18 protein-coding genes are annotated in these 24,830 nt (G+C 68.7%); 10 read left to right on the top strand and 8 right to left on the bottom strand.

Annotated elements, in window-relative coordinates; translation table 11 throughout:
• Positions 1-220 precede the first annotated feature (220 nt).
• The 4 genes from CVV72_RS29385 to CVV72_RS29370 are packed head-to-tail and all read right to left on the bottom strand — an operon-like array spanning position 221 to position 3,516.
• Complete coding sequence (locus tag CVV72_RS29385) at positions 221-1,369, bottom strand: hypothetical protein (protein ID WP_219146905.1); 1,149 nt, start codon at positions 1,367-1,369, stop codon at positions 221-223.
• A gap of 29 nt (positions 1,370-1,398) precedes the next feature.
• A complete protein-coding gene (locus CVV72_RS29380; RefSeq protein ID WP_219146903.1) occupies positions 1,399-2,628 on the bottom strand; it encodes a WXG100 family type VII secretion target in 1,230 nt (409 codons plus the stop codon).
• A 3-nt stretch (positions 2,629-2,631) separates the two neighbouring features.
• Positions 2,632-2,949 carry a hypothetical protein gene (locus CVV72_RS29375; protein ID WP_219146901.1) on the bottom strand — a complete coding sequence of 106 codons (318 nt, stop codon included), beginning with the start codon at positions 2,947-2,949 and terminating at the stop codon, positions 2,632-2,634.
• 24 nt (positions 2,950-2,973) lie between these two features.
• A complete protein-coding gene (locus CVV72_RS29370; RefSeq protein ID WP_219146899.1) occupies positions 2,974-3,516 on the bottom strand; it encodes a YbaB/EbfC family nucleoid-associated protein in 543 nt (180 codons plus the stop codon).
• Between the two features lie 190 nt (positions 3,517-3,706).
• Here CVV72_RS29370 and CVV72_RS29365 point away from each other — a divergent pair, with 190 nt between their 5' ends.
• Both CVV72_RS29365 and CVV72_RS29360 read left to right on the top strand, forming a co-directional pair.
• The gene (locus tag CVV72_RS29365; protein ID WP_219146897.1) at positions 3,707-4,078 is read left to right on the top strand and encodes a hypothetical protein; all 372 of its coding nucleotides are present in this window, start codon (positions 3,707-3,709) and stop codon (positions 4,076-4,078) included.
• A gap of 29 nt (positions 4,079-4,107) precedes the next feature.
• Positions 4,108-4,827: a TetR/AcrR family transcriptional regulator gene (locus tag CVV72_RS29360; RefSeq protein WP_219146895.1), complete on the top strand. Its 720-nt coding sequence runs from the start codon at positions 4,108-4,110 to the stop codon at positions 4,825-4,827.
• Here the strand turns inward: CVV72_RS29360 and CVV72_RS29355 are convergent, their stop codons facing one another.
• The 3 genes from CVV72_RS29355 to CVV72_RS29345 all read right to left on the bottom strand — a co-directional run bounded on the left by CVV72_RS29355 (position 4,828) and on the right by CVV72_RS29345 (position 9,824).
• Positions 4,828-5,565 carry an SDR family oxidoreductase gene (locus CVV72_RS29355; RefSeq protein WP_219146893.1) on the bottom strand — a complete coding sequence of 246 codons (738 nt, stop codon included), beginning with the start codon at positions 5,563-5,565 and terminating at the stop codon, positions 4,828-4,830. It lies immediately after the preceding gene.
• Positions 5,566-5,655: 90 nt separating this feature from the next.
• Positions 5,656-8,502 carry a leucine--tRNA ligase gene (gene leuS / locus CVV72_RS29350; protein ID WP_219146889.1) on the bottom strand — a complete coding sequence of 949 codons (2,847 nt, stop codon included), beginning with the start codon at positions 8,500-8,502 and terminating at the stop codon, positions 5,656-5,658.
• A 170-nt stretch (positions 8,503-8,672) separates the two neighbouring features.
• Entirely contained in the window at positions 8,673-9,824 is a 1,152-nt protein-coding gene (locus tag CVV72_RS29345) for an esterase-like activity of phytase family protein (RefSeq protein WP_219146887.1), read from the bottom strand.
• Between the two features lie 65 nt (positions 9,825-9,889).
• Between CVV72_RS29345 and CVV72_RS29340 the strand changes: the two genes are divergently transcribed.
• Positions 9,890-10,312 (top strand): SdpI family protein, encoded by a 423-nt coding sequence (locus CVV72_RS29340; protein ID WP_126734731.1) that lies wholly within the window; start codon positions 9,890-9,892, stop codon positions 10,310-10,312.
• Here the strand turns inward: CVV72_RS29340 and CVV72_RS29335 are convergent.
• Positions 10,309-10,890, bottom strand: a complete 582-nt coding sequence (locus tag CVV72_RS29335) for a YqgE/AlgH family protein (RefSeq protein ID WP_034323973.1) — start codon at positions 10,888-10,890, stop codon at positions 10,309-10,311. The two genes, CVV72_RS29340 and CVV72_RS29335, sit on opposite strands and share 4 nt — an antisense overlap.
• Positions 10,891-11,098: 208 nt before the next feature.
• Between CVV72_RS29335 and CVV72_RS29330 the strand changes: the two genes are divergently transcribed.
• Genes CVV72_RS29330 through CVV72_RS29300 form a run of 7 tightly spaced genes read left to right on the top strand, consistent with a single transcriptional unit; the run spans position 11,099 to position 24,821 of the window.
• Complete coding sequence (locus tag CVV72_RS29330; protein ID WP_219146885.1) at positions 11,099-12,406, top strand: MFS transporter; 1,308 nt, start codon at positions 11,099-11,101, stop codon at positions 12,404-12,406.
• Positions 12,407-12,461: 55 nt separating this feature from the next.
• Positions 12,462-13,079, top strand: coding sequence for a YbaB/EbfC family nucleoid-associated protein (locus CVV72_RS29325; RefSeq protein WP_255632300.1), 618 nt, complete (start codon positions 12,462-12,464; stop codon positions 13,077-13,079).
• A complete protein-coding gene (locus CVV72_RS29320) occupies positions 13,079-13,408 on the top strand; it encodes a WXG100 family type VII secretion target (RefSeq protein WP_219146883.1) in 330 nt (109 codons plus the stop codon). The genes CVV72_RS29325 and CVV72_RS29320 overlap by 1 nt, the downstream gene beginning before the upstream one ends.
• Before the next feature lie 10 nt (positions 13,409-13,418).
• Positions 13,419-20,603 carry a toxin glutamine deamidase domain-containing protein gene (locus CVV72_RS29315; protein WP_219146880.1) on the top strand — a complete coding sequence of 2,395 codons (7,185 nt, stop codon included), beginning with the start codon at positions 13,419-13,421 and terminating at the stop codon, positions 20,601-20,603.
• Positions 20,600-21,067: a hypothetical protein gene (locus CVV72_RS29310; RefSeq protein ID WP_219146878.1), complete on the top strand. Its 468-nt coding sequence runs from the start codon at positions 20,600-20,602 to the stop codon at positions 21,065-21,067. The genes CVV72_RS29315 and CVV72_RS29310 overlap by 4 nt, the downstream gene beginning before the upstream one ends.
• Positions 21,068-21,104: 37 nt before the next feature.
• Complete coding sequence (locus CVV72_RS29305) at positions 21,105-22,574, top strand: TNT domain-containing protein (RefSeq protein WP_219146876.1); 1,470 nt, start codon at positions 21,105-21,107, stop codon at positions 22,572-22,574.
• Positions 22,575-24,821, top strand: coding sequence for an ADP-ribosylglycohydrolase family protein (locus CVV72_RS29300; protein ID WP_219146874.1), 2,247 nt, complete (start codon positions 22,575-22,577; stop codon positions 24,819-24,821).
• Positions 24,822-24,830: the final 9 nt, after the last annotated feature.

Raw genomic sequence — 24,830 nt, 5'->3', positions numbered from 1 at the left:
GCGACAATCAGGCGAGCAGCGGAACGCCGTCACTCTTTCGGGGGATAACCTTCCCCCGGACGTCACTTCGGCGATCACGCCCGCTCTTGAGATGCGTTGCCGCGTCCACGCGGTGACGTTGCCCCGATCCCGGCCGGTGCCGGGAAGAGGGCATCGGGTCGCCGGCGTCGATCACGTAGCCCCCCGAGTGATCGGCGCCGGCGGCGCCCCGGCTCCGCTTTCAGCGCGACGCCGCCGCCTCCCGGAATTCCACGCGTTCAGACCTTCGCATGCTGCTCTCGAACTCGCGTCGCGCGTTGACGCTGAACGGCCGCGCCAACCGATACCAACCACCGGCGAGACTGCCGGACCCGGCGTCGTACGGGTTGCTTCTGGTCAATTCAGCCAACTGCGGATGGCGAATCGCGAACATGTCCGAGCCCGGCAGGAAGTCCAAGTAGGTGGAGCCGTGGTCGACCCCCCACCGGACGGCATCTATCTCATGCCACCACACTCCGACGAAGGTGCCGTACGTCCGGAAGTAGAAGCCACGCGGCCTGAGCTCGAGCACGACTTTTCGCTTCTTGTCGTGCGTCCCGCCCTCGAGCCCTTCGACCACCATCGTCACGGCGAAGAGCGCGAAGAGCACACCGAGCGCACCGGCTCGCACTGCGGTGCCTTCGGTCGCGGCGGCGACCACCAAGGCAGTGACCTCGATCATCAGGGACACGAAACGGAAGACCCACAGTTTGCGCTTGTCCCAGCCGTTCACATGGATCTTCACCACGTCGTCCACGACGTCGAGGGCTTCCTCGCGTGCCGTCTCCACTACCGGTTCGTCGGGCACAGGCCGCACAGCGGTGTTGTCGTCCTCGAGCGCGACGTCGACACGCTTCACGAGAAAGGGCAGAAGCCGCTCCACATCACGAGGCCTGAGGTCGACGTCCGCGACTTGAAGGTCGCCATCGGGCTCACGGGCGAAACCCGCGTCCAATGCGTCGAAACCCTCCCCGGGGCGAATGACCAGCTTGAACTCGTCCGGTGCGGAGCGGTGTGGTGAATATTCTCGGAACTCGAGGCTCAAGATGACCTGGGCGATGTTTTCCCACCGAGCACTCCAGGCCACCACGCCGCCCTTGATCCGCCTGATCCCGGCCGGATCGAAGATCAGCTCGTCCGCGGGCGGAGGAGTCCGGTAGTTACGGAACTCGATTGTCCCGCAGTAGATGAACACGGCGCAGAGCACACCGGCGACGATGCGCACCGCCAGCTGGTAGTCGCTGACCACGGCGATCGTCATGACCACGGTCAAGGTGGCGAACAGAACGACCAGAACCAGATGACCGACGACTCCAGGCGTTCTCGAGATCACCAACTGGTCATCGGCCACTTTGTGTTCCCCTCATGTCGTTCGAAGCCCTACAGCGAACCGGAGATTCGCTGTCCACCCTGTTGCTCGAAGATCGGCGGCTCAGCTGCGAGATCCTCTGGAGCAGATTTCTGGGGTGCGCCTGCCGCGCTGTACGGCCCCATGACCCCAGCCGGAGTCAGCGCCTTTTTACTCGGCGGTTCGTCCTCCTCACCGAAGGTGTCCTCTACCGTCTCATCGATCTTTTTCCCAAGGGCCTTACGTTTCTCCTTGGTGAGATTCGCCTGGAAGTCCTCGCCGTACTTGTCCTTGAGACGACCGGTGACGTTTTCTTTCACCTGGGCGAGGTTTTCGGTGAGGCTCTTGTCCTTGGACGTATCCTCCAAACCGAATATGTGCTTACGAGACTCAGGAAGTTCCTTCCTCGCCTCGGCGACCTTCGACGCGAAGGTCGTGTCGCCGGCACCGTCGACCGCCTTCTTCCCACCATCGGTGAACTTCTTCAGTGCCTTCGGAGTCAGAGCGTCCTTGATCTTGTCGAAGCCATCCGTGAGACGCTTGAAGAGGCCCTTCGCCCTATCGAACGCCTTGGTCAGCTTCTTGATCCAACCGACGCACCTCTGTGCGTAACTGATGGCCTTGGGCGTTCCCTCCGCTGCGATGCCGGCAGGCATCGCAGGCCCCGGGTAGCGCATCGCGATGCTCACGAGCTTTCCGAGACACTCGGAGATCAAGTCACGGACGATGGTTCGCACGACCGCGAGGATCATCTTGCAGACGCTGACCAGAGTCCCGATGGAGTTGGCACCCGAGGCGATGCCCGCATAGAGATCGGCCCGATTCTTGGCGAAGGCCCGATAGGCGTCCGCGGCTTCGCCGGTCCAGTTCGCGCTTTCGCGGTCGACCGCCTTGCCCAAGTCTTCGCTGACCGACTCGAGTTCCTTGCCGATGTTCTCCCAGGTCCCGATCATGTTGTCCAAAGCGACCTGATCACCGACGAGCCAATCGAGTGGTTCACGGAGAAACGGGACGTGTTCGATGATCCAACCGAACGCCGACGCCGCCAGGGTCCCGATGGGATCGGCGACGAGGTCGGCCAGGCCCATCGCCCCGTTGGCGAGATTCGCCAGCCCCTCCGCCCAATCTCCACTCGCGATCTTGGCACCGGTGTCCCAGAAGTCTTGGAGGATTCCCGCGCCTTCGAGTGAGCTCTCGTCCTGCGCGGCGTCTGTCTTGATCAGCGGATTGGGGCCTGGAGCCGCGACGGGTGTTTCTGCCATCGGTCAGTCCTCCACTTTGAAGAGGCTCTTGAACTCGTCCTCCTGCATTTGCTTCCTTTGCTGCCAGGTGTGCACACGATCGGCATGGTCGGCCGAAGCTTCGACGGCCGACTCGATCGCGCTCCGGGCCAGGCTCTGCACAGTGGCGCAAATCGCTGCGAGAGGGATTCCGACCAGGCCGAACGCTTCATCGCCCATGGCCGCGTCGGCAGCAGATCCCGTCAGCGCGACTCGTTGCCCCAGATAGTCGATCGTGTTGCGATGCGCGGCGAGCTCCGCGGGATCGACCTTGAAATCTTCACTACCTTGTGGCTGCCCCATGTTTTCCCTCCCTCGAGAACCCGCTCAGCGCAGGAAGTCGCCGCCGGTGAAGTAGTCGTCCTCGTGGTCCGTCTGCTGCCTGCGCGCGGCACGCGGCGGCGCGGGAGGGGCCGGAGGAGCGGGTGGCTTTGGAGCAGGAGGAGGCGCGTCGAGTTCGTCTTCGGCGACGAAGCGGTCGTCCTCGTCCGCCTCCTGGTGGCCGCCCTCGACGTAGCCCGTCGGTTCGGGCTCCGGGTATTCGTTGTGCAGCTGGTTGACCAGCTCGTTCATCGTCTCGGTGCCCGCGATGGACGGCACGCCGGTCTGCATCGCGGCCGCGAGTTTGCTCTGCGCGCTCTGGACGACGCGGAGGATCTCCTGGGCGAGCGCGGGGTTGTCCCGCACGGACGGGCCGATCTCCAGGCCGACGAGGTTCCCCGCGTGGTTGACCTTGACCGAGATCTGGCCGTCCTTGCTGCGTTCGGACACCGAGACGCTTTCGATCTCGGTGCGCATCTGATTCGCCTTTCGCTGGGCGTCGGCCAGTTTGGCCTCGAAATCAGCGAAGAGCTGCTCAGGGTTCGACACGCGAACCTCCCCTGTTCACGTCGTAGCCGTTCGGCGACCGAGTGTGGCATACCCGTCTGACATCGGGGAACGTTTGGCGGACATCCGCAGCCCGGTCGTGTGGATCACCACAGCGACCTCCGGTTTTCCCTACCCGATTCGACGGCTTACCCGATGTTCTCGCAGGTCAGCGGCTCCTAGCGTGGCGAGCATGACGATTTCGGACTGGAAACGCGCGATCTACGCATTCCTCGTGCTTCCGGGCTACCTCGGGGGCGCGAAGGTCCAGCGCGGGCTGGCGCGGCGCTGGCTCGGGCAGGAGGGCGGGTCTCGGCCGCGGTTCGTGGTGGCCTTCGGTCCGAGCGCGGTGGCGTTCCTGCTCGCGTTGCTGCTCTTCTATCTCGTCGGGCGCATCGCGACCTACGGGCTCTTCTGGACGGGGAGCGACCCCGAGGGCACGTGGGGCGGGCCGACGCTGGCGGGCGCGTGGATCGTGCACTTCCTCATCGCCGCCGGGATGGCCGTTCCGATCTTCCTCGCGCTCCGGCCACTCACGAGGCTTCAAGCTCGCCTTCTGGGGTAATCCCCGTACTGACCACCTAGAATGCCCGGATGACCAACCCCAGCCGCAGGGGCCGCGAGCGGGCGGCGACCGATCAGGACATCCGCCGGACGGCGCGGGCGCTCCTGGTCGAGCAGGGCCCGGAGGCCGTGACCCTGCGGGCGATCGCGCGCGAGCTCGGCATCACGGCGCCGGCGCTGTACCGCTACTACGGTTCCCGTGACGATCTGGTCGAGCATCTTCGCGCGGACGTCGTCGCGGATCTGGCTGCCGGGCTCGCCGAGGACATCGCGCAGTTGCCGGACGAGGGCGCGCTGCAGCTTTTCGCCATCTGCAAGGGATTCCGGCGGTGGGCGCTCACGCACACCAAGGAGTTCACGCTGGTCTTCGCGTCGCCTTCGGGCGATGACACGTTGAGCAGGCTGGACGAGCCGTTCGGGCGGATCTTCCTCGCGGCGGCGGGGCGGGTGCTCGCGATGCACGACCTGGTGACGCCGTCGAACGACGTGGTCCCCGTCGAGCTGCGCGACGATCTCACGTCCTTCCAAGAGGAACTGCTCGCCGTGCTGAAGGAGTCCGGGGCGACGTTCCCGCTCGAAAAGCTCGACCTCGGCGTGACGTACCTGATGATCCAGTTCTGGGCCCGGCTCTACGGGCACGTCACGCTCGAGGTCTTCGGCAATTATCCGATCCCGTTCTCGAAACCGGACGTCCTCTTCGACGCGATGCTGGCCGATCTCGCGCGCGAGATCGGCCTGTCCACCGAGTAGCTACGCCGCGTGCCCGCCGTCGACCGAGACGGTCGAGCCGGTCACGTACTTGCTTTCCGGCCGCGCCAGGAACGACACGGTGGCGGCGACCTCCGACGGCGAGCCGTAGCGGTCGAACGCCGTCAGGCTCCGCTGGTCGGCGGCGTACGGGCCGTCGGCCGGGTTCATGTCGGTGTCGGTCGGGCCGGGGTGGACGATGTTCACGGTGATGCCGCGCGGCCCCAGTTCCCTGGCCAGCCCCTTGGTCATGCCCAGCAGGGCGGTCTTGCTCACCGCGTACAGCGACATCCCGGGGCCGGGCACGCGGTCCGAGATACAGCTGCCGATGGTGATCACGCGCCCGCCGTCACCGAGGTGCCGGGCCGCGGCCTGCGTGGCCACGTAGACACCGCGGACGTTGACCGTGAGCACGCGGTCGATGTCCTCCAGGCTCGTCTGGTCGAGCGGGCCGACGAAGCCGACGCCTCCGTTGTTGACCAGCACGTCGAGCCTGCCGAACTCGGCGACCGCCGTGTCGACCGCGGAAACCACGGCCGCGGCGTCGGCGCTGTCGGCCTGGATCGCCAGCGCGCGGCGGCCGAGCGCCTTGATCTTGTCCACGACACCGGCCGCGAGCGCGGCGTTGTTCTGGTAGGTGAGTGCGACGTCGGCGCCGTCCTCGGCGAGCCGGATCGCCGTGGCGGCACCGATCCCGCGGCTGCCGCCGGTCACCAAAGCCACCTTGCCGTCGAGGGTCATGAGGGTGTTCTCCGTTCGATTTCGTTGTCCTTGAACAACTCCATCGAATCGCCTCATGACCCTCGACGCTGGCGGCTATCGGCCACGGCGCTACAGCACGATGTTGACCAGCCGTCCGGGCACGACGATCACCTTGCGGGGTGTGCCGTCGCCGACCAGGGCGGCGACCTTCTCGTCGGCCAGCGCGGCGGCCTGCACGGCATCCTTGCCCGCGTCGGCGGGCACGGTGACCCGCGAACGCACCTTGCCGTTGACCTGGATCGGGTACTCCACGGAGTCCTCGACCAGGTACTTCTCGTCGACGACCGGGAACGGCCCGTGCACCAGGGAATCCGCGTGGCCCAGCCGCTTCCACAGCTCCTCGGCCAGGTGCGGGGCCAGCGGCGCCAGCATCAGCACCAGCGGCTCCACCAGTTCCCGCGGCGTGGCCTCGGCCGAACCGTAGGTCTTGGTGACGTAGTTGTTCAGCTCGATCAGCTTCGCGCCGGCCGTGTTGAACCGCATCTCCGCGTAGTCCTCGCGGACCCCGGCGACCGTCTTGTGCAGCTGCTTGCGGTCCTCGTCGGTCGCGTCCACAGTGGACACCCGCAGTTCGCCGGTCTCCTCATTGACGATCAGTCGCCACAGCCGCTGCAGGAACCGTTGCGCGCCGACGACGTCCTTGGTCGCCCACGGCCGCGAGACGTCCAGCGGGCCCATCGACATCTCGTAGAAGCGGAAGGTGTCGGCGCCGTAGTCGGTGGACATCTGGTCAGGCGTCACGACATTCTTCAGGCTCTTGCCCATCTTGCCGTATTCCTGCTTGACCTCTTCGTCGCCGAAGAAGAACTTGCCGTCCCGCTCCTCGACCTGGTCGGCCTGGACGTAGACGCCGCGTGCGTCCGTGTAGGCGTAGGCCTGGACGTAGCCCTGGTTGAACAGTTTCCGGTACGGCTCCTGCGACGACACGTGGCCCAGGTCGAACAGCACCTTGTGCCAGAACCGCGAGTACAGCAGGTGCAGCACCGCGTGCTCGACACCGCCGACGTACAGGTCCGTGCCGCCGGGGTCGTCGACGCCGTGTTCGGCGGGACGCGGACCGACCCAGTAGGACTCGTTCTCCGGCGCGACGAACACGTCCGGATTGGTCGGGTCCAGGTACCGCAGCTGGTACCAGCAGGAACCCGCCCAGTTCGGCATCGTGTTGATGTCGCGGCGGTAGGTCTTCTTGCCCTGTCCCAGATCCAGCTCGACCTCGACCCAGTCGGTCGCGCGGGCCAGCGGCGAGGACGGCGTGCTGTCCCGGTCCTCCGGGTCGAAGGTCACCGGCGAGTAGTCGGCGACCTCGGGCAGTTCGACCGGCAGCATGCTGTCCGGCAGCGGGTGGACCTGGCCGTCCTCGTCGTAGACGACCGGGAACGGCTCGCCCCAGTAGCGCTGGCGCGAGAACAGCCAGTCGCGCAGCTTGTACTGGACGGTGCCGCGGCCGTGGCCGTTCTCCTCCAGCCAGCCGATCATCGTCTTCTTGGCCTCGTCGACGCCCATGCCGTCCAGGAACCCCGAGTTGATCGCGGGTCCGTCGCCGGTGAACGCCTTGCCATCGAAGCCTTCCGACGGCTGGACGGTACGGATGATCTCCAGGCCGAACTTCTCGGCGAACTCCCAGTCACGGGTGTCCTGGCCGGGGACCGCCATGATCGCGCCGGTGCCGTAGCCCATCAGCACGTAGTCGGCGACGAAGACCGGGATCTCCTTGCCGTCGGCCGGGTTCACCGCGTAGGAGCCGGTGAAGACGCCGGTCTTCTCCTTGCTCTCCTGACGGTCCAATTCGGACTTCCGCGCCGCCGCCGCACGGTAGGCGGCGATCGCTTCGGCGGGTGTCGCCGCGTCACCGGTCCAGCGGGCGTCGACGCCTTCCGGCCAGGTGGCGGCGGTCAGCTCGTCGACCAGCGGGTGTTCGGGCGCGACCACCAGGTACGTGGCGCCGAACAGGGTGTCGGGGCGGGTGGTGAAGACCTCGATCTTCTGCTCGCCCGCCTCGAACGACACGCGCGCACCGTGCGAGCGGCCGATCCAGTTGCGCTGCATGGACTTGACCTTCTCGGGCCAGTCCAGCAGGTCCAGGTCGTCGACCAGCCGGTCGGCGTAGGCGGTGATCCGCATCATCCACTGACGCAGGTTGCGGCGGAAGACCGGGAAGTTGCCGCGCTCACTGCGGCCGTCGGAGGTGACCTCTTCGTTCGACAGCACCGTGCCCAGGCCGGGGCACCAGTTCACCGGCGCCTCGGACAGGTAGACCAGGCGATGCGAGTCGATGATCTTCAGCTGCTCGGCGCGGGTCAGCTCGCACCAGTTGCGGCCGTCCGGCGTACGTCGTTTGTCCTGCGCGTACTCGGTCTCCAGTTCGACGATCGGCCGGGCCTTGCCCGCCTTCTCGTCGTACCACGAGTTGTAGATCTGCAGGAAGATCCACTGGGTCCACTTGTAGTAGTCCGGATCGATCGTCGAGATCCGGCGACGTTCGTCGTGCCCCAGGCCCAGGCGCCGGATCTGGCGCAGGTAGGTCTCCATGTTCTCTTCGGTCGTCTTGCGCGGATGCTGCCCCGTCTGCACCGCGTACTGCTCGGCGGGCAGGCCGAAGGCGTCGAAGCCCATCGTGTGCAGCACGTTGCGGCCGATCATGCGGTGGTACCGCGCGAAGACGTCGGTCGCGATGAAGCCCAGCGGGTGCCCGACGTGCAGGCCGGCGCCCGACGGGTACGGGAACATGTCCTGGACGAACAGCTTGTCCGACGGGACCTCCCCGCTCTCGTCCGCGAGCGGGCCCACCGGGTTCGGCGCGTGGTAGGTGCCGTGGTCGGACCAGTAGTCCTGCCAGCGCTGCTCGATCTGGCCCGCCAGCTCCGCGGTGTAGCGGTGCTGAGGTGCCGCGTCGGCGCCTTCGCTCGCCTGGTTCATCGCCGAAATCCTCCGTGCTCATCCACGTCAAGCCACTCCAGAAACAACTCGACCCCTCAGCCCGGAGGGCATGAGGGGTCGCCGCGCTGGTCCCGGCCGTTCGGCCGAGTTCAGCGCGGCAGGCTAAGGAGCAGCCGAGCCGTGTCCATGAGTCCAGTTTAACGCGCTGGTCAAAGCCGTTCCGAGGGGACCGCCAGAGCGATGAACTGGGTCACCTGCGTCGCGGAGAAGTTATTGTCGCTGACCAGTACCAGGCTGCGCTCGCCGTTCGGGAGCCGCGGCCCCCAGGTCATCCCCTCGACGTTGTCCACAGTGGACAACTTGAAGTCCGCCAGGTCCGCGAGCAGGCGCTTCTTGACCGGCTTGACCTTCTTCGCGTCAGCCAGCGACGGCGTCTTCAGGACGTTCGTGGCGCCCTTGGTGTCGATCTCGTAGATGCGGACCTTGTTGCCGACGCCGGTGACGAACGAACGCTCCATCACCAGGTAGCGCGTCGGATCGGCCTGGTCGACGGCCAGCAGCGACGAGATTCCGGTGGTCGCGAACGCGCCGGGCGGGTTCGGCGACGCGAAGACCTTCTCCTGCGGGTACGCGTACTGCGCGAGGACCGGCCCGAACCGCGACTGGAGCGTGATGCGCGAAAGGGCACCTGACGTGGTGTTCGCCTCCGGGCCGTCCTGCAGCAACGGGCCCTCCGCCGAACTGGCGATCAGCGACCCGAAGCCCGCGTACGTGAGTCCTTCGAGAGCGAGGTTCTGCCGCGGCCCCGTCGTCTCGGTCATCTTCTCGTTGGCGGGAATCGGCAGGTCACGGACGTAGGAGCCGTCGCGCTCCGCCTCGCGGATCGACGGGTCGATCCGGGCCGCCGCCGAGCGCTCGCCCTCCTGGGACCAGACGTACCGGCCGGTCCAGGGGTCGACACGCAGCTCTTCGGGGTCGATGGTCTGCATGTTCGGCGGCTGCGCGGGGTCGTTCTTCGCGAGCGGCGGGTACGGAGTGCCGTCGGGACGCAGGAGCGGCTTGGTGCCGGTGAAGGTGACCGGGCCGAGTCCCTTGGCGTCGAGGGAGAACTTCGCCGTGTAGAACCGCGCCGGGTTGAGGGCCGAGCGGTCGTCGCAGATCAGCGCGTACTCGCCGGTGCGGGGGTCGAAATCGATGCTGGAAAGGCCGCCGACGACGGTGCCTTCGTAGGGCAGGGCGTTCGGGACGATCTGTTCCCCGATCAGGCGAAGCGGACGGTGACCCGCTTCGGCGGCGGGTGCGGCCATCAGGGTGAGAGGGACGGCCCCGATCAGGGCGGCACTGAGAACTCGGCGTGACATGGCCTGTAGCACAGTCGATCAGGGTATCCGGCAGGTTGCCGGGACGTCACGCTTATCCTCGTGGAGTGTTCGTCATAGCGCTGGTCCCGATCGTGCTGGGTGTCCTCGTCGGCTGGGGTGGGTTCCTCGGCCTGCGCGAGAAGCTGCCGCGTGACCGCGGCGCCGGCGTGCGCACCGCCGCCACCATGCGCAGCGAGGACGCCTTCCGCCTCGGCAACAAGGTCGCCGGGGTCCCGACGCTGGCGGGCGGCGTGATCGCCGTGCTCGCGGGGATCGCCGCACTGGTCATGCCGACGACGTTCGGGCTGCTGCTCGCTTCGTTCGTGGGCGTGATCGGGATGATCGCGCTGGTCGCGGCCGGGGGAGTACTCGGCAACCGCGCGGCCGCGACGGTGCCGGAGCCCGAGCCGGAGCGGCCCGCCGGATGCAGCGGCTGCGCCTGCGGCACCTGCGGCGTCTTCAAGAAGGCCGACACCGCCACCGCCTAGTTGCGCTGGAGGTCTCCCGGGTGGGTGGCCAGCAGCGCCAGCGGAATGCCCTGACGCCGCAGCACCTGACCCCACAGGTCGTGGTGCGGCGAAGCGAGGACGTCACTGGGCAGCGCCGGGACGATCACCCAGTCTTCGCGTTCGATCTCGTTCGCCAGCTGGCCGGAATCCCAGCCCGCATACCCGGCGAAGACCCGCACACCGCGGACCTTCGGCACCAGGATCTCGGGATCGGTGTCGAGGTCGACCAGCGCGACCGGGCCGCGGACGGCGATCACGCCGGGCACGCTCGACGCCGTCTCGCCGGTGCGCAGCGCGGCCAGGCACAACGCGGTCTTCTTCTCGACCGGACCGCCGACGAACACCGACTGCGGTTCGGCGACGTGCCCGCCCCAGTTGGGCAGCACGTCGTACACCGGAACGTCACTCGGCCGGTTGAGCACGACGCCGAGCGTTCCCTCGTCCCGGTGATCGATGACGAACACGACGGTCCGCCGGAAGTTGGGATCGAACATCGTGGGGGCGGCGACCAGGAGCGTTCCCGGTTCGACCTCGGCGTCCGCTGGCACGTCCGCCATGATCCCACTTCGAGCGGGGACAAATCGTCCGGCTCTGGGAACAACAGCATCACGAGCACCGTTGGACACAACGGTCGGTGCGCTTTCCGTGTCCCCCGGGCTCACTGAAGAACCGCCTTTGTGGAATACCGTCCGGCTGGAGCCACACTGCGCATAGCCGCCGAGAGGCGACCTCAAAGCGCATCGGCCACCTTTATAGGCTGACGCCGTGACGACCACCGCCACGGCGCCCACCAGGGCGTACGTTCGCGACCGTGACTTCCGCCGTCTGCTGTTCACGCGGTTTTCCGCGCATTGGGGCAACGGCATGTACCAGGCCGGGCTGGCCGGTGCCGTCCTCTTCAACCCCGAACGCGCCGCCGACGCGCTCGCCATGGCGGGCGGGTTCGCGGCGTTGCTCCTGCCGTATTCGCTCGTCGGCCCGTTCGCGGGCGCGCTGCTCGACCGCTGGGATCGCCGGAAGGTCCTGATCTTCGCGAGCCTCCTGCGGTCGGCCACCATCCTCGCGACGGCGATCGCCGTGGGTACGGGAGCGGCCGGGATCGGGCTGTTCTCCCTGGCCCTGGCGTCCGAAGGCATCTCGCGGTTCATCGGTTCGGGGCTGTCCGCGTCGCTTCCGCACGTCGTCGAGGAGAAGTCCGTGGTCGCCGCGAACGCCTTCGCCGCGACTTGGGGCTCGGTGCTCGCCGTCGTCGGTGGCGGCTGTGCGATCGGCCTCCGGGCGCTGACCGGGGCCGACGACGCCGGTTCCGCGTGGGTCACCGCCGTCGCCGCGCTGGGCGGGATCGGCGCCGCCGTCCTGGCCTCGGGGTTCGCACGCGGGCTGCTCGGGCCGTCGACGGTCGACGAGCCGTCGAACCCGGCACTCGCCGTCGCCCGGGGCCTGGCGGACGGCGCGAAGGCGGCTTGGCGGACGCCCAGCGTGACGGCCGGGTTCGTCGCGCTGTTCGCCCATCGCGCGTCGTACGGCATCTCACTGCTGGTGACCGTGCTGCTGATGCGCAACCACTTCACCGACGCGGGCATCTTCCGCGCGGGGATGGCGGGGCTGGGCCAGATGGCCGCGTTCGCCGGTGCCGGGATCCTCGTCGCCGGGCTGCTGACCGCCCGCCTGCTTCGACGGCTCGGCAGGGTCCGGGTGGTGGTGGGCGCGCTGGTGCTGGCGGCGGTCGCGCAGTCCGCGCTCGGCCTGCCGATGGTGGTGCCGGCCGCGTTGCTCGCGGCGTTCCTGGTGACCGGTGCCGGGCAGGTGCTGAAACTCTGCGTCGATTCCTCGGTCCAGCTCGACGTCGCCGACGAGGCCCGAGGACGGGTCTTCGCGCTCTACGACACCCTCTTCAACATCACCCAGGTCGCCGCCGTCTCCCTGGCCGCGACGGTGATCCCGGACGACGGCCGTTCGCCGGGACTCCTGATCACGGCGGCCGTCCTCTACCTGGTGGGCGCCGCCGGATACCTGCTCGCGGTGCGAAAAAGGAGAACGGCTGATAAGGCTCCGCCCTTGGCATTAGGGTGACGCTTACCGACACCGGGTGGCGTATGCCCGGGATCAAGCACTCGCGGGGGCTCAAGTGACGACGGCCGGCGACGACAGCGCACGCCTCGAAGCGCGCAATGCCGCCATGAAGGACCAGGTCGACACGCTGCTCGAACAGTTCGAGCGCCAGACGGCCCAGCTTCGGGACGCGCAGGAAGCCGCTTCGCAGACATCGGCGACGGTGGTTTCGCAGGACGGCCTCGTCCGCGCCACCATCGACGCGACCGGCACCCTCGCGAAGCTCGAGATCCAGCCGAACGCCTTCGAGCGCACCAATCCCGCGCAGCTGGCCAACACCGTGCTGACCCTGGTCCGCCAGGGATCGCTGCAGGTCAAGCAGCAGGTCGCCGAGCTGATGGCCCCGATCACCGAAGGGCTGCCGGACCTGTCGGACCTCATCGAAGGCGCGCCTTCGCTGCAGGGGCTGATGCCGGCGATCCCCGACTTCCTCGCGGAAGCGGAGGAGACGGCCGCGCCCGCGAAGTCCGACGAAGACTTCGACGCCCCGCTGATGATCAAGGACGACGCCCCGCCGCCGCCTCCGCCCGCACCTCCCGCGCCGCCGGCACCGAAACCGGTCCCGAAACGGGTGCGTCAGCAGGACGACGATGAGGAAGAGCCGCCCTCGAGCTGGCTGACCAGGGGGGTCTGATGCCGAACGGTGGGGGTGGAGCCGGATTCACCGCGGATCCGGAAGCGGTGAAGACGGCCGCGGCCAAACTGGGGATCGCGGCGGACCAGCTGGACGAAGCGGGCAAGGAACTGGTGGCCGCGATGAACTCGCTCGGCCAGTGCTGGGGCAACGACGACGCGGGCAAGGAGTTCGCGAAGGACTACGAGCCCGGCGCGCAGGGCTCGTCCGAAGGGTTCGCGAACGTCGTCGAGGCGCTGCGGGGCATGCAGCACAACGTCGAACGGTCGATGACCGCGTTCACGAACGCCGAGGAAGAGATCAAGTCGACGTTGGACAAGAAGGTCTAGCGCCGTGGGTATGGAGATGCCCGACGCGGTCAAGTGGCTCTTGCCGATCGTCGTCGGGGAAAGCTGGCCCGAAGGCGACGAGGACAAGCTCCGCGAACTGCGCGACGCCTGGCACAACGCTTCGAAGGCGATTCAGCCGATCGCCGACACCGCGACCAAGGGCGCCACAGAAGTCCTCGGTGGCTGGAGCGGACAGGGCGCGGAGAAGTTCGCCGAGGCCTGGAAGAAGTTCGTCGAGGGCGACGAGGCGTACTTCAAGTCGCTTGCCGATTCCTCGAAGGCGCTCGGCGACTCGTGCAACGCGACCGCGCTGGACGTCGAGTACACGAAGTACATGATCATCATCTCTCTGGTGATCCTGGCCGCGCAGATCGTCGCGATGATCGCGGCCGCGGCGGTGACGTTCGGTGGCTCCACGGCCGGGATCGCGCCGGCGCAGATCGCCACCCGCATGACCGTCCAGATGATCTTCCGGCAGCTGATGCAGAAGCTCGCGCAGGAAGGCTTCAAGAAGGTCGCGAAGGAACTCCTGGAGAAACTCCTCAAGGAGGGCCTGAAGAAGATCGGCAAGGAGGTCCTGCAGAACACGGCGATGAACCTCGCCATGGACGCGGGCATCCAGGGCCTGCAGATGGCCAAGGGCGACCGCGAGAGCTGGGACTTCAGCAAGACCAAGGATTCCGCGATCAGCGGCGCCGTCGACGGCGTGGTCGGCGCGGGCAGCAGCAGTATCGGCAAGGGCGCCACCAAGGGACTTTCCGACAGCGTCGGCGGCCAGATCGTCGACAGCGCGGCGCGGGGCGCGGTGCGCGGCGCGGCCGAGGGAGTCGCCAGCACGGTCGGGCAGGCCGCCGTCACCGGTGACCTGGACAAGCTTTCGGCCAAGGACGTCCTGATGGGCGCGTCCGGCGGTGCCGTGGGCGGTGGTGTCGACGGGGCGAAGAGCCAGATCGGCGACATCAAGGCCGCGAACACGCCCGGCGCCACGGCGGGCGACGGTCCTTCCACGCCCGACGTGGACACTGGGGATTCCGGGACGCCTTCGCGTACTCCGGACACTTCTTCGCGGGCGGACTCTTCGTCGGACTCGGGCTCTTCCTCGGATTCCTCTTCTCGGCCGGACTCGTCGTCGGACCCGGCGCCACGGTCCACTTCGGACAGTCGCTCGGACGGTGACTCCTCACCGCGGAGTTCGTCCGGCTCCGCTGATCCGCAGCCGCGCGCCGAGAACGGCCCGCAGCGGGCTGCCGACAGCGACCGGGTCAGCCAGTCCTCGACGCAGGCTCCGGAACGTCCGGCGGACGCCCCGGCGAACACCGGTGACGGTCAGCGTGCGCCGCAGACCCACCAGAACGCCCCGGCGGCGGCCGCGGACAACGGTTCCGGTCAGCAACAACAACAGCAGCAGGCCGCGGCGGGTAATCAGCAGCAGGCACCCGCCACCCAGTCGCAAGCCCCGGCGCAGGCTCCCGCGGCGAGCCCTGCCCAGACGCCGGCGGGCGCTCCGGCGCAAACACCGGCTTCGAGCCCGTCACAAGGACCGGCGTCCAGTCCGGCACCGAGCCCGTCACCGAGTTCTTCGCCCAGCCCGACACCGGGTCCTTCGCCGAGCCCGTCGCAGTCCAGCGCGATGCCGCCCGCCGCTTCCACCGGCGCGCCGTCGAGTTCGGGCGGGTACGGCATGGCGTCGAACCCGGGTTCGAGCTCGCCCGCTCCGTCGGGTGGCTACGGCATGGCGCCCGGCGGCAACCCGCCCGGCAACGGGCCCGCCCCCGGCGGCTTCCCGCCGGGCGGACACGATCCGTCCCGGCCGGTCCGGCCGAACGACGGCGTCCAGGCCGCGGGTTTCGCGGGCAACGGCGGACCGCAGCAGCCGCGGTTCGACCAGCCGCCCGCCCCGATGCCCTTCCAGGGCCAGCAGCCGATGCAGCCGCCGCCTCCGGGTGGTTTCGCGCCGCCTCCGCCGCCGCCTCCCGGTGGCGGTGGCCCCATGCCGCCGCGAGGACCGCAGGGGCAGCCCGGCCCGATGGGCCCGCGTCCGCCGCAGCAGCATCCCGGTCAGGGTGGATATCCGCAGGACCGCGGGCCGCGTCAGCGTCCTCAGCAACCGCCGCAGCCTCCCGGTCCGCAGGGTCCGCCGCGGCCGCCTCAGGGTTATCAGGGCAGGCCCGGACCTGGCCCTGGCCCGAACGGCGGGGTCCCGCCGCGTCCGCAGACGCCTCCGCCCGGTCCGCCTCCGGGCAACCGCGGTCCGGCGGGCCATCCGCCGCCTCCGCCGCGGCCCCAGCATCCGGGCAACGGTCCGTTCCCCGGCAACCGCGGCCCCATGCCGCCGCCGCCCGGTCACCACCCAGGTCAGCCGGGGCGTCCGGGACAGCAGCCCGGCAGGCCGATGCCGCCCGGCGCCGAGCCGCCGCGCTTCGGTGGTCCGCAGCGTCCTCCGCAGGTCCCGGCACCGCGTCCTGGCCATGACCCGAACGCGGGGCCCCAGCAGCAGCCGCAGCAGCAGCCGCCGGCGCGGCCGGTGGAGCACGCGCCGCGGCAGGTGCCTCAGGACCACGGCGCGAACGCGCCCAAGGACACCGAGCTCCCGAAGGACACCCAGCCTCCCAAGGACGTCGAGACTCCCAAGGACACGGACGTCCCCAAGGACACCGAAGCCCCCAAGGACGTCGAGGCACCGAAGGACACCGAAGCGCCCCAGGACGTCACGCCCGACGACAAGACCACTGTCGACGAGCCGTACCTGACGGATCCGGACTTCCACACGGACGATCCGGCCGCCTACCGCGCGCTCGCCGAGACGCAGATCGACAAACGCGGTTTCGACAAGGACACCGGGGAGGCGCGGAGCGAACAGGTCCGCCGCGAAGGTCTCGCCAAACGCGACGCCCACGGAGATCCGCGCGTCAGGGAGATGTCGGATCAGGGCGCGTACGCGGTGCACAGCTACACGCGCACCGACATGGCCGAGCGGATCACGCACGCCCAGCGGCACGGTGGCGCGGAGCTGGAAGCGCTCCGTCCGCATATCGAGGCGATCACCTCCGGCCTCAACGAGATGCCCGCCTACGAGGGGCTCGTCTCGCGGCGGGTGAACTTCAACGGCAACGAGAGCGCGATCCGGGCCTTCCTCGAAGCTCACGCCAAGGGCCAGGTCATCGTCGACCCGCAGATGCTGAGCACGTCGCGGGTCACCCCGGAGAATCCGCACAGCACCTTCCCCGGCGAAGTCGAGATGCGCATCCAGTCGAAGACCGGACGCCATATCGAAGACCTCGCCTCGAAGAAGGAAGAACGCGAAGTCCTGATGAAGTCGGCGACGCAGCTGCGCGTCACCGACATCAAGATGGGGCCGGGGCATCCCGAGCACCCGCACTACAAGAAGCGTCTCGACGACGGATCGCCCAACGACCTGCCGAAGTGGATCGTCGAATGCGAAGAGGTCGTGGCCGGTGACGACGGCCATCTGACCACGGAGCAGGTGCAGCAGAAGGTCGCCGAGCGGCGCGACTACAACAACGCCGTGCAGGAGCGGCTGGCGCAGGAAGCCGCCGACCAGGAGGCTCAGCTGCGCCGCGATCACCCGGAGCTGTTCCAGAGCCAGGGTCTCGCGGGGCTCGAAACCAAGCTGGCCGACGGCAAGGGCGGCTGGATCGACGCCACCGACGCCCCGGCCAGGGACATTCCCGAGCCCCCGAAGGAGCACGCTCCCGACGGCGGCTGGTCCGAGCTGGCCAAGCCACTCGAAGAGGGCGGGACGCCGGTCATCCACGCCGGTTCGACCGACACGCCGCATCAGCAGGTCCGGCTGGTCATGGACGAGATCCCGGCGATCGGCGAGGCCAACACCCGCAACTACTACGCGCCCGAGTCGTGGAAGGACGGCTACCAGACCAACTCGGCCGAGGCGCTGGTCGCGTTCGAGGACCGGATGAACGGCGGCGACTCGGTCGCCGCGCCGTCGACCGGCGGTTCACCGCTGCAGCACGTCAGCGACCGGCTCGGCGGGCAGTGGTCGGATCGGAACGGTTTCGCCGACATCGCCCGCGAGGTGGGCGAACGTCCGGTCGGCGCGCGGACCGCGGTGGCGTTCGAACATCACGCCGCCGCCGATCCGACCGCGCCGGAAGGCTCGCCGCGGTCCAAGGACCGGGTCGAGACCCGGATCGTCGCCGCGGTGAACACGCCGCACGGTGTGGTCTTCGCCGACCCGATGACCGGGCGGCTCGCGACGCTGCCCGACGATCCGACGTCGATCAAGGCGATGCCGATGGGTGGCGGCGACGCTCCGCACGTCCGCTCGCCGGAGGCACCGGAAACGAGGCACACCGAAGCCGAAACCCCGGTCCAGGAGCAGGCGCCCAAGACCGAACTCGACATCGCCGAGCGGCTCAAGGGTCCGGAAGAAACGCCGAAGCGACTCGACGAGAGCTACCTCTCCGACGACGGTTTCCGTGGCACTCCGGAGGATCACAAGAGCCTCCGGGACCGCTACGACAGCACCGAACTCGCCGAGCAGGCTCGTGAGAAGGCGGTCAAGCGGCTCGAAGCCAGCCCGCTGAAGGACCGCGTCTCACCCGAGGCCGCCGAAGCGATCTACTCGTACTCGCGCGAACACGCGTACGCGATCAACGAAGCCAACCGCAAGGGTGAGGCGCACCCCGACTTCGAGAACGCCCAGCGCAGCACCCGGGCGATCGTCGGCGCGCTCAACGAGCTGCCGGACTTCCACGGCGAGGCCATCCGCGGCATCGACACCAAGGGTGACATGCGGGCCGCGGCGATCATGGCGGCGCACTACGAGCCAGGCCAGACCGTCCCCGAGCCGACGATGACCAGCTCGACCATCAAGACTTCGCCGGACACGAAGTCGAAGTTCGGCGAAGACGTCGAAATCCACATCGTCTCGAAGACGGGCAAGGACGTCTCGTCGCTCGCCGAGAATCCCGGTGAGAACGAGGCCATCAACAAGCCGGCCACCCAGCTTTACGTGCACAGCAAGGAGTTCAAGACTCCGCCGCTGGTCGACCGGCCGAAGTGGGTCATCCACGCCGAAGAGGTCACTCCCGGCGACCCGCGCTACCTCGACCCCGAGACCGCCAAGCAGAAGATGGACGAGCGGCGGGCCCGGCACGCCGCGGAGGCGCCGGAACTCGCGCGTCTCGCGCAGGCGCAGTCGATGGCGCGCCTCGGCGGCTTCGACGAGCCGCAGACTCCGCACGTCACCACGGAGAACCCGGCGCAGCACAGCGTCGCGGACGCCGACAAGGGACCCGAGTACGGCGAGCAGCCCGTCACCGACGACACCATGGAACTGCCGGTCCCCGAACGGGACTACTCGTCGATGGCGGTCGCGACGAACCCGCCGAGCGAACCGGCGATCCACGCCGGTTCGGCGAGCCCCGCGCAACAGGCCGCGTACCTCGCCGACCGGCACCCCAGGCTCGGCGAGGTCAACCCGCATTTCCACGACCCCGACGCGCTCGCGAACGGTTACCGCTCCAACTGCACCCGCACGCCGGGTGCGTACATGGACCGGCTGAACGGCATCGACTCGACGGCCGACCCGCTGCTCGTGCACGAAATGGACAGCCGCGGCACGCTGGAACACGTCGAAGAGCGGTTCGGCGGGCAGTTCTCCGATCGCGCCGACTACGACACCGTGATCCGCGAGATGCGCGGCATGCCGACCGATCACCACGCGGTCGTGGCGGTGAAGTACCTCGACGAGAACGGCGTCGAACGCGGCCACGTCGCCATGGTGGCGAACACGCGCGACGGCGTCGCGTTCCTCGACCCGCAGTCGGGCGCGCTGATGAACCTGCCGCAGCCGCCGCTGGGCGTGAAACTGATGCACGTCGGCGTCCCGGAGGGCCCTTCGGCTCAGCACACCGACGGGCAGACCACGCGGACGGAGACTTCGTCGACGCGGCCGGTCGACCCGCGGATCGCGTTCGCCAGGGACGACACCCCCGACGTGCCGCCGTCGCGGATCGGGCCGGACGGCCGTCCGATCGTGACCTCGCCGAACGACGCGGGCTACGGCATGGCGTCCCAGTCGCTGCCGGAACCCTCCTCGCACGTCTCCCCGCAGGAGCGCGCCAACGCCGACCGCCTGCTCGCCACGCCGGAGTTCGAGGCGGCACTCGCCGGGCTCGACGACACCCGGGACCGGGTCAGGATCACGACCGACGACGGCGTCCAGCACGACCTCGGTCCGCTGAGCGACTTCATCCGCGACCACCTGCCGGGGCAGCCCAAGCTCGTCGAGCTGATGCTGAACCCGGACAACCGGTACCTCACCGACTCCCTGCTGCACAACCCGAAGACCATCGGCAGCCTGCTCCAGCATCCCGAAGCCATTCCGATGCTCGCGGACGCGGTCGGGGAGGCGGCTTCGCACGACAACCAGCTGATCGACCGGGTCGAACAGGCGGGGCCGGGCGAGACGCCGCTGACCCCGGAGCAGCGCGAGATCGCCGAGGCGGCGGCCGCGGTGGCCGCCGGTGCGCCGCCGGAGCACCGGGTCCACGCCGGATTCCCCGAAGAGCACATCGGGGACATCGCCAAGATCAAGGAATTCCTCGCCAGGGAAGAGGCCGCCTGGGCCGACAACCAGGGGCACCTCAACCGGATCGTCGCCGAGCTCGCCGGGGAGGACGACATCCCCGGCGCCCGGACCGAGCCCAAGACGGAAAGCCGGGCGCTGGCGAAGATCGCCAAATACGACGGTGACGCGTCCCGGCTGGTCGACCTCGTCGGCGCGAAGATCCAGTTCAACACGGTCGCGGACGCCTACCGGGCGCTGGACGCGATCATGAAGCGGGACGACCTCAAGATCGTCAAATTCGAGGACCGCTTCGCGAATCCTCAGGCGAGCGGTTACCGCGACCTGCAGATGAACGTCCGGCTGCCGAACGGGCACGTCGCCGAACTGCGACTGCATCTGAAGAGCATCGACGACGTCGCCGTCTTCGAGCACGCTCTCTACGAGGTCCGCCGGGACTTCCCGACGTACAACCGCGCGATGGACGAGAACATCCCCGACTCGGCGGGCGAAGACGCGAAGAGCAAGGGCAGGCTGACCGTGTTGCAGGCGCAGCTGGAAGCCGCGCTGATCGACCAGGTGCGGGTGAAGTTCATGGACGGCCTGAAGCTGGGGCTGCCGAAACCCCCCGAGGAGAGCGCGTGATCGAGACACCGGCCTACTTCACTTATTACGCGCAGACCTACCGGGTGGACGCGACGCCGGACGGCGGCCTCACCGGGTATCTCCTCAATCTGCGCACCGGCGAGTTCGACGAGGATCCGAGCCACGTCCGTGAGGTTCTCCGCGCGATGGCCAGTTCGGACATCAGCAAGGTGCCCGAGCAGAAGTTCGTGCAGGAGACCGAGTTCGCCCGCGCGCGCTACCTCAAGGGCGAGGGAGCGGTCTTCGCGCTCTACGACACCATCGACGGCCTTCACGACCAGGCTCGACGAGAAAACCGCGACATGCGGCCACAGGAAGTGGCCTTGATCCAGTCGCTGCGCAAGCGCACCTTCAAGATGTGGGAGGACGAGCTGGCCCGCCGCGCCGCCGGGGAGCCGCCGTCGTTCCGGGCGGAGCCGCGTTTCCCCGCCTACGAACCCCCGGACGAAGGGGACTCGGAATGAGCCCGCTCAGCCGGCCGGACCGGGCGTGATGATTCACGTGGAACAACTCACCTCAGAACAACAACGCGGGCTGCTGGTCGAAATCGGCAAGCTCATCCGCGCGGGTGTCGCCGACGCGGCCCATCCGGCCGTCGCCGATTTCCGGCAGGCCGGGGAGCACACCGAACTCGCGGGGCACAACTGCACGCCCGCGCCCGAGCTGACCGAACTCTTCGGCAGGCTTCGCACCGGCATGTACACGACCGGCCGGGGGACCTGGTTGCAGTCGCGGTTCACGCTCAAGCCCGACGGCACCTTCGATTTCGACTTCACCCTCGACGACGAACCGGCGTGGACCGAGCCACCGGGGACTTCGGCGTACCCGGACGAGCTGGCCGCTTTCCCGCGCGAGGACGAGCACGTTCCCGACTGGTGGCGGCTGCGCGCGCAGCTGCCGTTGCGCGTCGAGTTCCGGCACGCGCGGATCGTCGACGCGTACACCGAGGGCGAGCCGCCCGTGGTGGAGAGACCGGAGCTCGACGAGTCCGAAGCGCCGCTCGTCGCGCAGTATCTCGAACGTGAGCCGGCGATCCTCTCCGGCAGCGGGCTCGGCAAGGACATCTTCGATCCCGAGGCCGACGGCGACGTCCCCGAGAGCTACCACACCGACGGCACCTGGATCTGGCACGCTTCCGTGCCGCATTACCTGCGGAAATACGGGATCCCGCCGGAACCGGATCTGGTCGAGCACATCCGAAGCCAGCGATTCCAGCCGCCGTACGTCGAGCACCTCGTGCGGCGGACCGCGGAAGCGGATCTGCTCGGCAAACCGCGGCCGAAGCCGGGCCGCTCCGACGTCAAGAAGACCGAGGGCGACATCGCCGCGGAGCTGGAGACGTCGCCGAATCCGGCACTGACCGACGAAGAACTCCTGGTCGTGCTGGTCAGCAGGCTCGGCGAGCACGCCGTCTGGCCGGAGGCCTACCGCATCGGCGACCGCGCGGACGGCGCCTGGTGCCTCAACTTCACCGAGAAGGGCTGGGAGGTCGCGGCCTACTCGGGCGGCACCCCCGTGTCGCCGAAGTACTTCGACAAGCTCGAAGACGCGTCGCATCAGCTTCTCGGCGCGCTTCTCCTGCATCCGGCGAGGATGACCGCCGGGCACGAGACGCCACTGGAGACGGCGAAGGAACTCGCCGACTGGCCGGTGCAAGCGGCGCCGGGTGAGCCTCCCCTCACCTTGCTCCGCAACAAGCGCGTGAGCCGGATGGTCGCCGGTACGGTCGTACTGCGGTTCGGCGAGGAAACCGGCAATCTGGTTCACCACGGAGGGGTACGGTTCGCCACGACGTCCCTGCCGCTGGAACGGGAGCGCGTCGGTGGGACCTACCGGCTGCGACGCCCGCTCCACGTGATCATCGGTGTCACCGTCCCGTGGGCGAACATGCCCGGCGGGGCGGTGGCCTACGTGCTCCCGAGGACCATCGCCGAGCACGTGTCCGACGGCAGCCTGGAGAGGATCGAGTAGGTGGAATCGGCGGAAGCGGTAGCCAAGGTCGAAGAGTGGCTGCGCGCGGTCCACGGTCCGGACGTGTCCGAACCGGGCGGCGCCGGCCTGCGCGTGAACCACGAGAAGGTCCTGCGCATCCCCGAGGGCTGGTCTGTCCCCTACAACACGATCGCCTTCCTCGACGAGGGTCATGCCGAGAAGGAGATCTTCCCGCCGCCGTCGGTGATCGTCCGCGAACCGGACGGCGAGCTGCGCCAGGCGCATCCGCAGCCGGGCGGGCTCAGCGTCCCGGTCGCGTTCCCCGGCCAGGAGGCCTGGCGCGAGGTCGTCGACCCCGAGTACGCCAAGGCCGGGCTCGGTGACCTCGGTGTCCCGCCGCCGGTCGTCGCGGGCTGGGTCAAGGTCAACGCGGAAGGCGTGCAGACCGGGGAGGAACGGGAGAACCCGGAGTACAAGGCCGGTCCGGTCCGCCGTGGTTACCCGAAGCCGGAGAACAAGCTCGAAACGCTGCTGTCGTTCGCCAGCGTCGGCTGGCTGACCAGGGAGCAGCTGCTCGTGGGGCTGCTGCGCTGCGAGGTCTACGTCCCGCTCGACCTGGCGTCGGGCAAGACGGAGCGCTTCTACTTCAACGAGGAACGCGCCGAGCTGAGGGTGTTCAGCTCGTCCAGGAACCTTCCGTCCCGTGAGCACGGGTACTGGAAGGTCGACATCGCCACCCTCGCGGGTTACGAGAGCCCGCCGAACCTGGTGATCAACGGCGGTCCCGCGACGTTCGAGGACGTCAGTGGCGCCGAACTCGCCGAGACCGCGCTCCGGTTCCCGCGCCGGGGCCCCGGCGTCGACGTCAACGAGCGCTGCCCGGAGGCCGACCCGGAGCTGGAGGCACTCGCCGCCGACACCGCCGCGAAGATGGGCCTGTCCGAACCGGTGAAGCCACCGCTGGCCGCCGCCGAACGGGCTCGCCGCCGCGGGTTCGAACTGAGTGCCGAGGAATGCCAAAAGACCGTCCTCGGGCAGTCGTGGCTGGCCAGACTCCGGCAGCCCGAACCACCTCGCGGCCGTCCCAACGACCTTCGGGCCAACGGCCTGGCGCCCGCCTACGACAACGAAGGCCAGATCCAGCCGCGTCTGGACACCTTCGGCAAATATTTCGAGCGAGACCGCTCCAGCTCGCGTTACGGCTGGCAGCGCGTCACGGGCGCGTACGTCGGCTTCGCCCTCGGTGAGGCGCTCGGCGCGGCCGTCGACCGGATGCGGCTCGACGAGATCCACAACACCTACGGCCCCGACGGGGTCACCGATCTGCCGGTCGCGTTCGATCTGCCCGGCCGGATCGGGCCGCTCACCCAGCGGCTGCTGTTCTACACCGAGGCCGTGATCCGCAGCCCGCATCGCGAGCAGCCGGAGAACCGCGACGCCGAAAAGGCGCTCGGGACGGTCGCGCGCAATTCGCTGATGCGCTGGCTGCACACCCAGGGCGCGCCGCTGGACAACGCCGACGGCTGGCTCGTGAAAGTGCCGGAACTCCGCGTCCGCCGCACCCCCGACGACGCCGAACTGAACGCCTATCACGCGCTGGCGACCATTTCGCCGACCGCGATGCCGATGAGCGGGCCGGACGCGCTGGTCGCGGCGCTGCCGGCGGCGATGACCGCGGCCGGGCCGGGAAGCGCGATGAGCGGCGGCGTCCGCCAGGCGGTACGCGACCTCGTCGCGGTGACCCACCCCGGCGAGGTCGACGTCGAAGCGGCGACCTACCTGACCTGGCTGTTCGAACCCGCGCTGACGTCGGAAGCGTTCAGCTACCCGATCTGGAACACCTCCCGGGAGATCTTCAGCGACCAGAACCCGCACCAGCGGGGGCCGGTCTGGGCGGATCTCAAGGCGATGGTCGCGGAATCGGTGCCGTTCTTCGGCAAGCACGGCCTGCCCGATCTGCGGGTCCCGGAGCTGATCGGCGACGGCAAGGGCACGCTTTCGGTGCTGGGCCGCGCGTTCGCGGCGCTGTCCGGTTTCGAGAACTACCCGGAGCAGGCGCTGCTGCGGGCGGTCAACCACTCGGGCCGCAGCGCGATCACCGGCGCCATCGCCGGTGCCCTGCTCGGCGCCCGCACCGGCATCCCCGGTCTGCCGCAGAAGTGGGTCGAGCAGCTGGAACTGCGCTACCTGGTGGAGAACATCGCCACGGACGCGTTCTGGCACTTCGACCGCCACTCGGCGCTGCACGAGGTCGACGGCTGGGCCCAGCGGTATCCGCGCTGGTGAACGGAATGG

It is taken from the genome of Amycolatopsis sp. TNS106 (assembly GCF_019330265.1).
In the GTDB taxonomy this organism is placed as follows: Bacteria; Actinomycetota; Actinomycetes; order Mycobacteriales; family Pseudonocardiaceae; genus Amycolatopsis; species Amycolatopsis lurida.
This window is presented reverse-complemented; position numbering and strand designations above follow the sequence as displayed.